This is a genomic window from Acinetobacter pseudolwoffii (genome assembly GCF_002803605.1).
Taxonomy (GTDB): Bacteria; Pseudomonadota; Gammaproteobacteria; order Pseudomonadales; family Moraxellaceae; genus Acinetobacter; species Acinetobacter pseudolwoffii.
Window position 1 is genome coordinate 1 of record NZ_PHRG01000001.1, and the last position, 13,981, is coordinate 13,981.

General features: G+C 43.3%; 14 protein-coding genes. 4 read left to right on the top strand and 10 right to left on the bottom strand.

Going from position 1 to position 13,981, the window contains the following annotated elements; genetic code table 11:
• A partial coding sequence (locus CWI32_RS00005; protein WP_213064368.1) for a transposase occupies nt 1–365 on the top strand: 365 nt, incomplete at its 5' end.
• 49 nt (nt 366–414) lie between these two features.
• Entirely contained in the window at nt 415–1,053 is a 639-nt protein-coding gene (locus tag CWI32_RS00010) for a DUF2238 domain-containing protein (protein WP_100534736.1), read from the top strand.
• A gap of 70 nt (nt 1,054–1,123) precedes the next feature.
• On the opposite strand, the gene CWI32_RS00015 is transcribed toward CWI32_RS00010, so the two are convergent.
• The 10 genes from CWI32_RS00015 to CWI32_RS00060 form a co-directional block, all read right to left on the bottom strand.
• The gene (locus CWI32_RS00015; RefSeq protein ID WP_100534356.1) at nt 1,124–1,360 is read right to left on the bottom strand and encodes a hypothetical protein; all 237 of its coding nucleotides are present in this window, start codon (nt 1,358–1,360) and stop codon (nt 1,124–1,126) included.
• A 27-nt stretch (nt 1,361–1,387) separates the two neighbouring features.
• Nucleotides 1,388–1,849, bottom strand: a complete 462-nt coding sequence (locus CWI32_RS00020; protein ID WP_100534357.1) for a hypothetical protein — start codon at nt 1,847–1,849, stop codon at nt 1,388–1,390.
• Between the two features lie 108 nt (nt 1,850–1,957).
• A complete protein-coding gene (sohB, locus tag CWI32_RS00025; RefSeq protein ID WP_100534358.1) occupies nt 1,958–2,920 on the bottom strand; it encodes a protease SohB in 963 nt (320 codons plus the stop codon).
• A gap of 46 nt (nt 2,921–2,966) precedes the next feature.
• A complete protein-coding gene (locus tag CWI32_RS00030) occupies nt 2,967–3,710 on the bottom strand; it encodes a hypothetical protein (protein WP_100534737.1) in 744 nt (247 codons plus the stop codon).
• Between the two features lie 95 nt (nt 3,711–3,805).
• Entirely contained in the window at nt 3,806–4,720 is a 915-nt protein-coding gene (gene pstB, locus CWI32_RS00035) for a phosphate ABC transporter ATP-binding protein PstB (RefSeq protein WP_100534359.1), read from the bottom strand.
• Nucleotides 4,721–4,733: 13 nt separating this feature from the next.
• Nucleotides 4,734–6,125, bottom strand: a complete 1,392-nt coding sequence (pstA, locus tag CWI32_RS00040; protein ID WP_005096458.1) for a phosphate ABC transporter permease PstA — start codon at nt 6,123–6,125, stop codon at nt 4,734–4,736.
• Entirely contained in the window at nt 6,125–7,504 is a 1,380-nt protein-coding gene (gene pstC, locus CWI32_RS00045; RefSeq protein WP_005096457.1) for a phosphate ABC transporter permease subunit PstC, read from the bottom strand. Before pstC ends, pstA begins: the two co-directional genes overlap by 1 nt.
• Nucleotides 7,505–7,608: 104 nt before the next feature.
• Nucleotides 7,609–8,640, bottom strand: coding sequence for a substrate-binding domain-containing protein (locus CWI32_RS00050; RefSeq protein ID WP_074383001.1), 1,032 nt, complete (start codon nt 8,638–8,640; stop codon nt 7,609–7,611).
• A gap of 429 nt (nt 8,641–9,069) precedes the next feature.
• Entirely contained in the window at nt 9,070–10,602 is a 1,533-nt protein-coding gene (locus tag CWI32_RS00055) for a pyridoxal phosphate-dependent decarboxylase family protein (RefSeq protein WP_100534360.1), read from the bottom strand.
• 3 nt (nt 10,603–10,605) lie between these two features.
• Nucleotides 10,606–11,979 carry a diaminobutyrate--2-oxoglutarate transaminase gene (locus CWI32_RS00060; RefSeq protein ID WP_005096454.1) on the bottom strand — a complete coding sequence of 458 codons (1,374 nt, stop codon included), beginning with the start codon at nt 11,977–11,979 and terminating at the stop codon, nt 10,606–10,608.
• A 476-nt stretch (nt 11,980–12,455) separates the two neighbouring features.
• On the opposite strand from CWI32_RS00060, the gene CWI32_RS00065 reads away from it, so the two are divergent.
• Together CWI32_RS00065 and CWI32_RS00070 are read left to right on the top strand one after the other, a co-directional pair.
• Nucleotides 12,456–13,160 (top strand): SIMPL domain-containing protein, encoded by a 705-nt coding sequence (locus tag CWI32_RS00065; protein ID WP_100534361.1) that lies wholly within the window; start codon nt 12,456–12,458, stop codon nt 13,158–13,160.
• A 164-nt stretch (nt 13,161–13,324) separates the two neighbouring features.
• Nucleotides 13,325–13,921, top strand: coding sequence for a phosphatase PAP2 family protein (locus CWI32_RS00070; RefSeq protein WP_005096450.1), 597 nt, complete (start codon nt 13,325–13,327; stop codon nt 13,919–13,921).
• Nucleotides 13,922–13,981 lie beyond the last annotated feature (60 nt).

Below are 13,981 nucleotides of genomic sequence, written 5' to 3' on the forward strand. Positions count from 1 at the left end.
ATATTGCACCAGAAATTACAACACACATTCATGGATTATTGGGAGCAGATAAAGGCTATTTAAGACCAAGCTTAATCGAATACTATAAATTTCAATATGTTGATTTACAGACACCATTTAGAAAGAATATGCTTGATCTCAGACCTAAAGAATCAATGAGAGTGTTGATGAAGGCTAGAAGAAAAATTGAGACCGTCATTGGCCAGTTGGTAGATCGCTTTAATATCCAAAAAGTAAGAGCAAAAGATTTATGGCATTTATCACATCGCTTTATCAGAAAGATTCTGTCACACACCGTCTGCGTTGTTTTGAATAAGAAGCTTGACCATTCGCCAATTCAACTCGAAAAACTCATTTTAAGTTGAGATTGGCGTAATGTGTTTTATTCTAAAAACGATATTTCATCATAACGACATGATTGAGCAGCGACTTTCCGCCAAGCATTATGCGAGCATGGGTATTTTAATTCTGGCGATTCTGCTTGCCAGTATTCATCCTTTAGAACTGGAAGCGTATCTCTTGCATCAGGCCGGCACGGTTTTCATGATCATCATGCTGCTGCTCTGTCTGTATAAAATTGGGCTGAATTTTTTAAGTTTTAACCTGTATATTCTTTTCCTGATTGTTCATGTGATTGCCGCACACTACCTGTATTCCTATGTGCCTTATAACCAGTGGATTGAGCAGATTTTTGGTTTTAATCTGAATGAAGCGATGCACTGGTCACGCAATATGTTTGACCGTTTTGTTCATCTGGCCTATGGATTATTACTCTACCCCGTTTTCTATCGCCTGTTTCAGGTCTGGTTACCGCAGCAAAAACCTGTGGTCATTTTCCTGCTGGTGATTCAGTTTGTAGTGGCCAGCAGCATGCTCTATGAATGGCTGGAATGGTTGATTGCGATTGGCTTATCTCCCGCAGAAGCGGAGAACTATAATGGACAGCAAGGTGATAGCTGGGATGCGCATAAAGATATCCTGCTTGCCACATTAGGCGCGATATTTACCGGTAGTATCCTGCTTTTACAAAAAATAAAAAGCCCACCGAAGTGAACTTTTAAAATCAGAATTTCATTGAATCAAAGTTTGTGATCACATCTTTCATGACATTTATATTTTGCAATCATGGGAGTGGGCAATAGCGCGTCCAGTCATCTTTCATTTTCTGCAATTCACTCCCGCTCAACATTTCACTGTAATAAATGAAATAGCTTGCATCAGGATATTGGATTTCATGGCGGAACATCATGCCACGCAGTGACGCAGATAACTCCTCAGGAAAATCATCCAGATCCAATTCTTCAAACTCATAATTAAAATAACAGTTTTGCGTTGCAAGATATGCTTCAGCTACAGCCATGTTTCTGCTCTAACAGTAAAATATGCTTTATTTTATCTGATTAGCTTCAGCAATGGTCGGCATTTCAGTCGGGTCAATCCATTTAACAAACTTAGACTTTGGCAAGTGGGGGTATTTAAACTTATCTAAGTATTCAAAACAGATCTTTTGACCTTTCGGCATTTTCTCAAAATGCTTATCGAAATATAAATAACGACTATACTTGGCACCATTAAAGCGAATGATCACGTTTTCATGCTGAGTTCCGCCTCGAGTTTTATATACCTGATAAGACTGCACCACACCACATTCTTTCGATGGAGTAACGGGAGGATTATTTGGCTTTAAAACACCATATAATAGAAAAATGCATGCGCCGGGTAGAAAGCTTAGCCAAAACAAAATCTTCTTTGAATCGTCTTTTATGAATTTGGCTTCAGCATAGAGCATAGATAACATCGGAATAAACACGATGCTAAAAAATCCCAATAATAAAATAAACGTGAGCATATGAGCCTAGACTCAACCAAAATACTTCACTTATATCATAATGATTTGATTTAAAAAACAAAAAAGCCCACCAGAGTGAGCTTTCCATATCATTTACAGAGCAATAAATTAAAGTTTCGGATCGCGCATTTGCACCAGATTCGCATTGGCTTTGCTTAAGCTTTCCATGACCTTATTCATTACGGTCGGCACCAGTGAATCTGCAATTTGCGCTGCTTGCAGGCCCAGTTTTTCACCTAAGGTTGGTTTCTTGCGGGTCTGGATCGAATAAACATCATGCTGGGTTAGCAAGTTCAGTAAATATTCATCTGAAGTTTGCAGTTTATCTACCAGATTCAGATCCAGTGCATCACGGCCATACCAGTGCTCGCCAGTGGCCACTTTTTCAACATTCAGCTGCGGGCGATACTTCTCAACAAAGTGTTTGAATAAAGCATGAGTCTGCTGCAATTCTTCCTCAAACTTGGCTTTGCCCTCTTTGGTGTTTTCACCAAACATGGTCACGGTACGTTTATACTGACCTGCGGTATAGAGTTCGAAATCAATCTTGTTTTCTTTGAGCAGACGGTTAAAGTTCGGCACTTGAGCAACTACACCAATTGAACCCACAATCGCAAATGGTGCAGAAATAATTTCATTGGCGATACAGGCCATCATATAACCGCCACTGGCCGCGACTTTATCGACACAGATGGTCAAGTGAAAACCGGCATCACGTAAACGTACCAGTTGAGCAGCAGCCAAACCATAGCCATGCACCATACCACCCGGGCTTTCTAAACGTACCACAACACGGTCACGTCCCGCTTTAGCCGTGGATAAGATCAGGGTAATTTCTTCACGTAAACTTTCGACCGCAGAAGCAGCCATATCGCCTTTAAAGTCCAAGACATAGATTTTCTGATTGGTTTTCTTACGGGCACGTGCTTCTTTAGACAGCTGCTGTGACAGCTGTAACAGCTCGAATTTAGATGCAGTCGTTTGCGCTATTTTTTTTCGTTGTTCATTGATACGCGCATTTAAATGACTGATACGGATTTCAGCGGGCAGTTTCGGACTATGAAATAACATAAAAAATCTATTCTCTATTTAATTCGGCTTATAGCTTTAGATTAGGTCACTTTGGTATTTTTTCAACCATATTATTAACTGAATTCTCTCGCACTGCTTTTAGTTGCAAAATTTGATATTGCCGATGTACTTCAGCAATCGACAACAATCTTATAAATAAAGGAAATTGGCTATAATAGAGTACACCTATAATCAAAGCATTGATTGGCCACCACGCAAGAATCCAAAAACTCGACCCTCTGCTACTCGTAAATGGTGTAACCCAAACATACATTGCAATACAACCATAAATCACGACACCAATCACTAGATATTGAAACCATGGATGTTTCAAAAAATATCGTAGAAATGAATTCGTCATTTTTTGCTGACCAGACCAATCATTATCTATATCTACACTTTCAACCACATCTATATCTACACTTTCAACCACATGTTTCAACTTGAATTGATACTGTGCATAAGCTCGAATATATGAGTTCCATTTTCTTCGGAAAGCGACAGAGCCTCTGAGTTGCCTAAAACGCAGATAGATGAGAGGCACAATGAATACGGATACCATCACATAAACATCATATAACCATCGATGATAATTGGTCATGCCTCGACTTTGCGAGGTTGGAAACCAGCCCTCATGCAGAACCAAAGTCGCTATAAAAAGACTAACACCAACTAAAAAGATGCTTAGATTTCTTGGAAAATTCACTGAGCCGAATAATGCTCGATATAACTCTTGCTGTGCTTGGGCAACAACCTTTCCCTCTTTCTTGGTCAAATTATAATTACGCATCTGGATTTGATTTATAGTTTTCAAAGCTCACATATAGCATAACAAAAAAAACAGAATCCTAAGATTCTGTTTTAAAAGATTTCGTTAAATATTGATTAACCAAAACGCCCGGTAATATAGGCTTCAGTCAACTGATGATCTGGCTGGGTAAAAACTTTTTCGGTCGCATTCACTTCAATCAAATCACCCAGATGGAAATACGCAGTACGATCAGAGACACGCGCTGCCTGTTGCATGGAGTGCGTTACAATCGCAATGGTGTATTGCGTTGAAAGTTCAGAAATCAGCTCTTCCACTTTTGCTGTTGCAATTGGATCGAGTGCAGAACATGGCTCATCCATCAGAATCACTTCAGGAGAAACGGCAATGGTACGTGCAATACACAAACGCTGTTGCTGACCACCCGACAAGCCTGTACCCGGCTGGTTTAAACGGTCTTTCACTTCTTCCCATAAACCGGCTTTACGTAAACTGCCTTCGACAATTTCTTCAAGATCGTATTTGTCACGCGCCAAGCCATGCAGTTTCGGGCCATAGGCAACGTTATCAAAAATAGACTTTGGAAACGGGTTTGGCTTCTGGAATACCATACCCACCTGAGCACGTAGCAAGACCACATCCAGGTTTGGATCATAAATGTCCTGATTGTCCAGCATGACTTTACCGGTCACACGGCAACTGTCAATGGTGTCGTTCATGCGGTTTAAGGTACGCAGAAAGGTTGATTTACCACAGCCTGATGGGCCAATAAAGGCAATCACTTCATTTTCATAAATGTTCAGGTCAATGCCTTTAATCGCTTCCGCTTCCCCATAGTACACATGCACATCAGATGTACTCAGTTTCACATTTGTCGACTTTTCATCTTTTTTGCTGCTACTTTGCGTATCGAATTGGGAGACAAACGATGTTGCTGGCTTTGGTGTAGCCTCATCATTAGTGAATTGTGTCTGTTGTGGATTCACGGATTGATCCTTTTTTAAGGAGTTTTGAATAACAGTTGTGTTCATGATTCTGCCCCTATTACCAACGGACTTCAAACTTTTTACGTAACCAGATGGCCAGACTGTTCAAGCTGATCATCATGGCCAGAAGTACAATAATTGCTGCTGCGGTACGCCCTTCAAAGAAGTTACGTAACTCATTGCCCTGCCATAAGAAAATCTGCACAGGTAACGCTGTAGACTGATCAAATGGTGTGGCTGGAACGCTGGCAACGAAAGCACTCATCCCGATTAATAACAAGGGTGCGGTTTCCCCTAATGCCTGCGCAACTCCGATAATGGCGCCAGTTAAAATACCCGGCAAAGCCAATGGCAAGACATGATGAAAAACCGTTTGCAGTCGTGAAGCACCCAAGCCCAACGCTGCCTGACGAATCGAAGGTGGAACCGCTTTAAGCGATGCACGTGTGGTAATGATGACAGTTGGCAAAGTCATCAGACTCAGCACTAGACCACCGACCAGAGGGGCCGATAGCGGTAAATGCATCCAGCCAATAAAGATCGCGGCACCCAGCAAACCAAACACAATCGATGGGACTGCTGCCAGGTTGTTGATGTTGACTTCGACAATATCGGTAATCCAGTTTTTCGGCGCAAACTCTTCCAGATAGATCGCAGATGCCACCCCAATTGGAATCGAGATAAAAATCACGATCATCATCATGAACAGCGAGCCCATGAAAGCGCCTGCCAGACCTGACGTTGCCGGTGAACTACGCGAGTCAGGGCTGGTAAAAATATTAGTATTGAAACTGTTTTCGATTACACCTGAGGCTTTCATCTCGTCCGCCACCTGGCGTACTTCAGGACTGAGCTGCTGCTGTTCTGCTGGTAACGAACGATCAATATTACCCGCCAGCCAGACATCGACATTGGCATCTGCCAGAATTTTAACCTCTGTGCTTTGACCGACCAGACTTGGATCATTCATGACCATGTCACGTAAGCGATAAGCCTCAGAACTGGTATATAAATAACCCAGTTCATCACGCTGACTTTCCAGCTTGCTGTCTCTGGCGATCATGCCGTTGATGATCAGTGCATCCCAGTCCACCATGCCGACATCCATTTGCCAGGCAATCATACGCTCTTCAAACTGCGCCGGAGACTCTCCCGCAGCTGGCTTGGGTTTTGGACCAATCTCTACAATGGCCGGATCGAAATGAATCGGCAAACTCATGCTGCTTTGCCAGAAGGCAGGCAAACCTTTGGATAAAATACTGCCGAAGAGCAATACCACAAAGAACAGACCGGCCAATACCGCAGAGAAACCAAATAGACGGAATGTTTTTTCTTTACGATGACGTCGCCCCAAAGAGCTTTGAATGGTCTTCTTACGCTTTTCACGCAGCTCGGCAGCGACGGATGGATCAACACGCTGATCCACAGGCGTTGTATTTGAAGTACTCATTAGTCGTATTGCTCACGATATTTACGCACGATGATCAGTGCAACAATGTTCAAACCTAGGGTAATCACAAATAAGGTCAGTCCCAGGGCAAAGGCCACCAGTGCTTGCGGACTGGCAAAGTCGGTATCACCTGTTAATTGATTGACGATGGTAATGGTGACCGTAGACACGGCTTCAAGTGGATTGGCATGCAGCTGCGGACTGTTCCCCGCTGCAAGTACCACGATCATGGTTTCACCAATCGCACGGGATGCTGCCAACAGGAAAGCACCAATAATACCCGGCAAAGCTGCAGGTAAAACCACCTGACGGATCGTTTCAGATTTGGTTGCACCTAGCCCCAGAGAACCATCACGTAAGGCACGTGGCACCTGGGTAATAATGTCATCGGATAGAGAAGATACGAATGGAATAATCATGATGCCCATCACCAGACCCGCGGTCAGCGCACTGGTGGCATTAATTTCGAGTCCGACCATGGCACCCATGGCTTTAAGAAATGGACCGATGATCATCAAGGCAAAGACACCATAAACAATCGTAGGAATACCCGCCAACACTTCAATGGTCGGTTTTGCCCAAGAACGGAAGCGCGGTGATGCATATTCTGCCAGATAGATCGCAATCATCAGGCCGACCGGTACCGCGACCAAAAGTGCGATCGCACTGACCATGAGCGTACCCCACAGCAGTGGCAATAAACCGTAACTGCCCTCGGCACTGCCAGAAGTACTAAAACCCGGGTTCCATTCGGTACCAAAGAAGAAATCCAGTGGACTGACGAAGCTGAAGAAGCGCATCGCTTCACCAAACATCGACATGACAATCCCGAGCGTGGTTAGAATTGCCACACCCGAACACAATGCCAAGCCGATATTAATCATTTTCTCGACTTGGTTACGTGCGCGGAATTCCTGGCTAATACGTTTTTTGGCCCAGACCAGACCTGCCAGTGCAGCCGAAATCACCACTGCCAATTTGGCAAAAGTCCCAATGGTCGAAAATTTAGCTAACTGTTCTGCTGCGGCCAGTTCATAGGCTGCAGGTGTATCACTGACACCGAAACCTGAGGCAAGTGCCTGAACGCGATCAACAACAACGCCCAGACTTGCCGGATCCAGATTGGCCGAAATATCCTGCGGCAAATGGTTGAGTACCACTTGCTCCAGAAAACTTGGCTCAACCATATTCCAAACAATCAAAATTAAAAACGCAGGGATACCACACCACAGTGCAACCAGTGCACCATAATATCCGGGACGCGAGTGTAAGTTTGCAGAATTGCTTCCCTTACCTGCTAAGTTACGGCTTTTACTTAATCCGATTTGATAGGCTATGGCCATAATCGCCAATAACACACCTATAAGTAGCAGATTCATGTATTCTCCACTGTTTTCTCAATTTTCATGGTTTGAAAAAACTTGTTTATCGCAAAAAGCCGATGGTAGGTTGACCCTACCACCAGCATTTTCAAAATCATTTATTACTTCACTACAACCGCTTTACCAGCCTTGAAATTTGCCAGGACTGCTGCACGTTCTTTATCAGACATTGAAATCAGACCTGCTTTTTCCAGCTTAGAGCCTTTGCCAGATACTTTCTTGTTCAGAAAGTATTCTGTGAATTGCGGTAAGCCTTTGATTGATTTCAAGTGCTCGCCTTTCACGTAGAAGAACAATGGGCGTGATACCGGATAAGCACCATTCAAAATCGTTTTTTCAGAAGGTGCTACATTGTTCACAGTTGCAACACGTAAGCGGTCACGGTTCTGGTCATAGAAGCCCAGACCAAACACCCCGACTGCACTTGGAGAAGTTTTCAAACGTGCCAGTGTTTCGGTATAGTCGCCTGCAATTTCAACTACACGGCCATCTTTACGGAATGTGGTACAGGCTTTTTTCTTGGCATCTTTGTCTAGAGACTTAATTGCAGCATACGATTCACAACCTGCATCCACCATTTTCTCCTGGAACACTTCGCGCGTGCCATGATTCGAAGCAGGAATCACCAGCGTGATCGGCTCATTCGGAAGTGCTTTGTCAATTTGGTTCCAGCGTGTATACGGATTGGCGACCATTTTGCCATTTGATGGAAGTTGTGCAGCAAGTGCAGCAAAGACATGCTGTGGACGCAACTTATAAGCCGCTTTATTGGCATTTGAAGCAAATACGATACCGTCATAACCGATTTTGATTTCTAATACTTGGTTAACGCCGTTCTTTTTACATTCAGCCAGCTCGGTAGATTTGATTTGACGCGAAGAATTCGCGATATCAATGGTGTTATCACCCACGCCATTACAGAACTGCTTCAAACCGCCTGACGAACCGCCAGAACCGACAACTGGTGTTTTAAACTGTGGAAAAGTATTACCGAATTCTTCCGCCACGATACTGGCATATGGAAGTACAGTTGAAGAACCTGCAATTTGAATCGTGTCACGAGCTGCATGTGCAGTCGTTACAGCAGCTGCCCCTGTTAATGCTAATGCTAAAGCTATATTTGTAAAGCGCATTCTAGTATCTCTCTCATTTATACAATTTGGAGTACGCCACTTTTTATTCAGTTTTGTACTTCTTTCGATACCTGCATTTTGATTTTAGAATATGACAGATAAGTTACAGCTTTATTACGATTTAGTGATTTTTAATCTAGCAGTTTTTTCTTGATTAAATTTTTATGGATTTCAATGATTAAGTTCTTTTTGTCATTCACTTCAATAAAAAATTTTAGACCAATGACATGTAACAATTTTTATAAACCTGAACTCAGGATAAATCCTGCTCCCTAGCGTTACATAATTAGATGACGATTTTATAACAGCTTAAAATAAGTACATATACTCGGTATTTTTCTGATGAATCTACCTATAGAATTGATCATTCTATGACTCAAAAATAAAAAAAGGAGATCATTTCGATCTCCTTTTTCACACCACCATTACTTATGCAATGGGTGGCGTATAAGTCCCATCAGCGATTGAATCTTTGATACGATCCGCTTCTGCAAGCACCAGTGCCAGCAAGTTCTTCACGTTATCCAGCGTTGCAACCGGGCTTAAAGTGGTCATTTTCAGAGACTGAACCTGACCGACTTTCGTCACACCAATATTCGCTTCACCACGTGCAAATAGTTCATCTGCTACGTTCTGGTTCAGTGTATCTAAAAGTTCAACCGGATAGCCCGCTGGAACCACACGGAACAGCACAGAGGCAAATTGCGGCTCAAGCAGAAGCTCCAGACCGTCAGTCGCTTTAATGTAGTCTGCTACATCACGCGTTAAGCCAACCCCATGATCGATCATCGAACCATAAAGCTCTTCACCTAATGCTTCCACCGTCATCCACAATTTCAAGGCATCAAAACGACGCGTGGTTTGTAGTGACTTCGATACCAGGTTCGGCACACCATGTTCTTCATCATAGGCAGAGTTCAAGTACTCCGCTTCATAATGCATGAAACGATAGTTTGCTTCGTCTTTCAGCAAGAACGCGCCACACGAAATGGTCTGGAAATAATGCTTATGGAAATCGAGCGTAATCGAATCAGACAGCTCGATACCATCTAACATATCGCGATGATCATTAGACAGAATTAAAGCACCACCCCAAGCTGCATCGATGTGCATCCACGCGCCATATTGGTTGGTGATTTCACGGACTTTCTTCAGTGGATCGATTGCACCTGCATCGGTAGTACCCGCAGTTGCCACCACACATGCCACGATTTTGCCTTCGTTTTGAAGGTGCGCCATGGTTTTTTCCAGTGCGTCCATGTCCATGCGCGCATTTTCATCGACAGGAACAGTCACCACTGACTGGAAACCCATGCCCATCATCGCCATGTTCTTTTGCACAGAGAAATGTGCATTTTCAGAACAGATGACTTTGACATTACGCATCGCATCCGCAGGAATACCATCACGTTGAACCGACCACGGCTTACCGTTTTCGTCTTTCCAGTTTTTCGCGATGCAAGCATCACGTGCCAGCAGTACGCCCATCAGGTTAGACTGTGTACCACCAGAGGTGAATACGCCTGCCTGACCTGCGCCATAGCCTACTTTTTGACGTAACCAGTCGATTAACTGAACTTCCATCAATGAACCGGCCGGGCTTTGATCCCATGAGTCCATTGACTGGTTGGTTGCGTTAATCAGTACTTCCGCAATCTGGCTGGTCACCATGGTTGGACAATGCAAATGCGCAAGCGAATGCGGATGATGAACTTTTAAACTTTTATTCAGAAAAAGTTCAACCATACGCTCTAAAGATTTCTCTACACCCAACCCCTGTTTAGAAGGATTAAACGCAATCGCGCTGCGCAGCTCGTTAATGCTGCCACCCGTGTACATTTTGTCATTTTGCAACCATGCTGCAACCGCTTTGGTCGCTTGATCCATGGCTGACTGGTAGTCAGCGATGGATGCAGCATCATTACAAAGTAAAGCTTTACGATGTTCTGCAAAATCTACCATGAATTATGCGCCTCGAACTGCAACAAGAGCTTCAGCAACTGCTTTCTTAAAGCGAGCAATCACTTCAACACATTCGTCATGTGTGATGATCAATGGGCAAAGTAAACGAATTACCGTACCGTTACGACCACCTTTCTCAAGCAATAATTTATTGTTGAAACATGCCGTCTGGATCGCTGCTGCCAACTGACCATCAGCAGGTAAAGAACCCATGTGATCTGCCTTTTGGCGCTCGTCCACAATTTCAACACCAATCATCAAACCGCGACCGCGCACGTTACCAATACATGGGAATTCGGCAGCTAATTTTTTAATCTCAGCTTGCAGGAAATCACCGCGTTCTTGGGCATTTTGCGCCAGGTTTTGTTCTTTAATGGTATTGATCGTTGCAAGACCTGTACCCATTGCCAACTGGTTACCACGGAACGTACCGGTATGACCTGCTGGCTGCCAAGCATCAAACTTACGTTTAATACCGAGTACTGCGAGCGGCAAGCTACCACCAACAGCTTTAGACATCACCACCACATCAGGTTCGATGCCCGCATGTTCAAAGGCAAACATTTTACCTGAACGTGCAAAGCCCGCTTGAACTTCATCAAGAATCAACACGATGTTGTGCTTTTCAGTCACTTCACGGATTTTCTTCAACCATTTCACAGGTGCAGTTACCACACCGCCTTCCCCTTGAATTGCTTCAAGAATCACAGCTGCCGGTTTAGTCACGCCGCTTTCTACATCTTCAATGAAGTTTTCAAAGAAATACGTTAAAGCGTCAACACCCGCTTCACCACCAAGACCCAATGGGCAACGGTATTCATGCGGATACGGCATGAATTGAACGCCTGGCATCAAACCGTTAACTGCGTTTTTCGCAGACAGGTTACCGGTCATGGCCAATGCACCATGCGTCATACCGTGATAGCCACCAGAGAAGCTGATCACCGAGCTACGACCGGTAAAGGTTTTCGCAAGTTTGATGGCTGCTTCTGTTGCATCTGCACCGGATGGGCCACAGAACTGCAAGCAGTATTCTTCTTGACCACCTGGAAGATAAGAAAGAAGTGCTTCAGTAAAAGCATCTTTTAAAGGCGTAGTTAAATCCAGTGTATGCAATGGCAAGCCGCTTGCAATTGTATCCTGGATACTTTGAATGACTGCAGGATGATTATGGCCCAATGCCAACGTCCCTGCCCCAGCTAAACAATCAAGGTACTCAGTACCTTCAACATCGGTAACCCAGCAACCTTGTGCTTTCGCTATCGCTAACGGTAATTTACGTGGATAACTACGCACATTCGATTCCATCTGACTTTGGCGAGTCAAGTAGTATTCGTTTGTGGAATTGGTGGCAGGGTTTACAGAAGTAACGCTCATATCGAATTACCATCTCTGATATGGGTGAAAGAAATAAGTCTGGTGACGTTTGGTCCTTTGACTCGGCGCTTTATAAAGAGGTTCTAGCTAGCAGTTTGTATTTAAATAACTAGGAGGCGGATGATACCGAATTTTTCAGGAAAATAAACAACTTTCAGTTGCATTTTGTCCTAATCTTTATCGAAAAAAAACATCACACCAACCTATAACCTGAATGATCATCTTACAGTGTGACAGCAGAAAGAAAAGCGGGTTCTTTTATGCTTTTTTGTAGCACAGCTAACATTCAGGCAAAAAAGCTTAAAATCCACCATTAAGCACTTAATTATTAACGATAAACATAAATCAAGTAAGAGTGTAAAATGAAAGAAAATTTAACACTCTTACCACAAATATTTCGTAAAAAGATCACAATTGAGATTTAATATTTTAACAACGGCTTAGATGGCCAATTTTAAGAAAAACAGGACAATTTCATGCGTCTCTTAGCACTTACCAGTTTTATCCTTGCATCTACCTTGGCCACAGGCGCATTTGCAGCTCCGGCTGAATCGCTGAATTACAATGTTGTGAATCTTTCAGCAGAGGCCAGTCGTGAAATCTCAAATGATGAAATGCATGCCGTGCTTTATATTGAAAAATCCAACAAACAGCCAGCTGAATTGGCTACACAAATTAACCAGCTAATGAATCAGGCCATTACCACAGCGCGCAAATATCCAAATGTGAAAATCGAGACGGGCGCACAAAGCACTTACCCTATTTATGACAATGATAACCGCAAATTGAAAGAATGGCGTGGACGTGCCCAGATTCGTCTGGAATCGAAAGATTTTAAAGCGGCGTCTCAACTGATTGCTGAATTACAACAGCACTTCCAGACCCAGTCGATTAACTTCAAAGTTTCAGACGAAAAGCGCAAAAAAGTCGAAAATGAGCTGATGATTGAAGCCTCTAAAAACTTCCAGCAACGCGCACAGGCACTGACTCAAGCCTGGAACAAACCGAGTTATCAACTGGTAAACTTAAATCTGAATACCAATAACTATTCACCACAACCTGTACCGCGTATGGCCATGATGAAAGCTGCATCGGCGGATATGGCTGTTCCAGAGCAGGAAGTTGCTGCGGGTGAATCGCAAATGACGGTGAGTGCCAATGGTGCGATTCAGTTTAAATAAGATTTCATCATATTATTCGGATTTTTAAGAACCACCCTTTTGGGTGGTTTTCTATCATTTGAATATTCTTTAATAATCAAGGCTACAAATTCATACAAACTCAGGTAGGAATTGAGGTTTGACCGGTTTAGAGTAACGGACATTTGTACCAATCCTCTCTGCTCATGTCTCTTGACCAACTGAATCTTTACCTGTTTCATATCCTAAATGTACCTGAACACGCCTCGATCTGGATGATCCAATATGCCTCCCTGATTGCGCATGATCTGGTTTATCTCTTTCTGCTGATTTTTGCTATTGCCTGGTTCCGTGGCAGTTATGAAGTAAAAACTGGCATTATCAAGGCATTTATTTTTACAGCAATTACCTTGTCGATCAGCGAGGTATTGTCCGCGATCCTGAATACCCCACGTCCGTTTGTAATAGATATTGGTCGCACCCTGATCGAACATGCACCTACAGGTTCTTTTCCCAGCAATCATATGAGTATTTTTAGTGGGATTGCCCTATCTTGTTATTTTTCATCACAACGTGATTTGGGAAGAATTCTAATCTGGACAGCTTGGCTAGTAGCTTGGTCACGTGTTTATGTCGGTGTGCATTTTCCGATGGATATGCTGGGTGCATTCCTGATTGCAATAACAGTAAATTTAGCTGGATTACCATTGTGGTGGAAATATCAGGATAAACTCATGCAGTTTATTTTAACTATTCATCAGTCACTGTTTGCGCCATTAATCCGGATGGGCTGGATTAAATAAATCGCATTAAGATGTCATAAAAAATCCCGCTCGAAAGCGGGATTTTTTATGATTGAAATT

What these genes read in the sequence shown, in the direction of transcription:
- sohB (WP_100534358.1), bottom strand. Translation starts at nt 2,920, where the DNA reads ATGTTATTTCATAGTCCGAAACTGCCCGCTGAAATCCGTATCAGTCAT.
- CWI32_RS00050 (WP_074383001.1), bottom strand. Translation starts at nt 8,640, where the DNA reads ATGCGCTTTACAAATATAGCTTTAGCATTAGCATTAACAGGGGCAGCT.
- CWI32_RS00030 (WP_100534737.1), bottom strand. Translation starts at nt 3,710, where the DNA reads ATGCGTAATTATAATTTGACCAAGAAAGAGGGAAAGGTTGTTGCCCAA.
- CWI32_RS00070 (WP_005096450.1), top strand. Translation starts at nt 13,325, where the DNA reads ATGTCTCTTGACCAACTGAATCTTTACCTGTTTCATATCCTAAATGTA.
- CWI32_RS00020 (WP_100534357.1), bottom strand. Translation starts at nt 1,849, where the DNA reads ATGCTCACGTTTATTTTATTATTGGGATTTTTTAGCATCGTGTTTATT.
- CWI32_RS00010 (WP_100534736.1), top strand. Translation starts at nt 415, where the DNA reads ATGATTGAGCAGCGACTTTCCGCCAAGCATTATGCGAGCATGGGTATT.
- CWI32_RS00065 (WP_100534361.1), top strand. Translation starts at nt 12,456, where the DNA reads ATGCGTCTCTTAGCACTTACCAGTTTTATCCTTGCATCTACCTTGGCC.
- pstB (WP_100534359.1), bottom strand. Translation starts at nt 4,720, where the DNA reads ATGAACACAACTGTTATTCAAAACTCCTTAAAAAAGGATCAATCCGTG.
- CWI32_RS00060 (WP_005096454.1), bottom strand. Translation starts at nt 11,979, where the DNA reads ATGAGCGTTACTTCTGTAAACCCTGCCACCAATTCCACAAACGAATAC.
- pstA (WP_005096458.1), bottom strand. Translation starts at nt 6,125, where the DNA reads ATGAGTACTTCAAATACAACGCCTGTGGATCAGCGTGTTGATCCATCC.
- pstC (WP_005096457.1), bottom strand. Translation starts at nt 7,504, where the DNA reads ATGAATCTGCTACTTATAGGTGTGTTATTGGCGATTATGGCCATAGCC.
- CWI32_RS00015 (WP_100534356.1), bottom strand. Translation starts at nt 1,360, where the DNA reads ATGGCTGTAGCTGAAGCATATCTTGCAACGCAAAACTGTTATTTTAAT.
- CWI32_RS00055 (WP_100534360.1), bottom strand. Translation starts at nt 10,602, where the DNA reads ATGGTAGATTTTGCAGAACATCGTAAAGCTTTACTTTGTAATGATGCT.